We start from the raw sequence: 610 nt of genomic DNA on the forward strand, positions 1-610 counted from the left end.
TTGTTATTGCTGGTTGTAGCGAAACAGACGAGCCACAAAAAGGCGTTCAATACGAGGCGCTTCCTACCGCTCTAACAGAATTTAACCTGTCACCGATCACTGAAATCTTCTCTCTAAATTGTGGTCACTGTCGCCAAATGGAAAGTGCAATTCCAGAGATTGAGTCGCTTACAGACCAAACCATTGGCAAGATGCACGTAACATTCAATGAAAGTGCTCAAATCAGTGCAATGATCTACTACACAGCAGTAATGCAGCTAGACGCAACGCCAGACCACGCTTTCATGGAAGACCTTTTCGCTGCGGTTCAAATGGGCGCAGACGCGACACCAGAGCAGCGCCAGCAAGCGCTAGAAATAGCTTTCACTTCTCGCGGTTTGGTTAGCCCATACCAGTTGAACAAAGAACAGCAAGTAACACTTTTCGACTATGTTAAGAAAGCAGAAGAAGTTTCAGTAAAAGGTCAGATCAACTCAGTACCAACGTTTATCGTTAACGGCAAATACCAAGTGCTGACAGCTGGTCACCAAGACGTTGCTGGTATCGCAAAAACCATCAACTACCTTTTGACTCAACCATAAGCGCGGCTTTAGTCAGCTAATTAATAAAC

General features: G+C 45.1%; 1 protein-coding gene. It reads left to right on the top strand.

Features of this window, described 5'->3' with window-relative positions; all coding sequences use genetic code 11:
- Positions 1 to 581: thioredoxin domain-containing protein (locus BCT81_RS03405; protein ID WP_102423244.1), on the top strand; the 581-nt coding region annotated here is incomplete at its 5' end.
- Positions 582 to 610: the final 29 nt, after the last annotated feature.

This window comes from Vibrio sp. 10N.261.52.A1 (assembly GCF_002876325.1).
In the GTDB taxonomy this organism is placed as follows: Bacteria; Pseudomonadota; Gammaproteobacteria; order Enterobacterales; family Vibrionaceae; genus Vibrio; species Vibrio chagasii.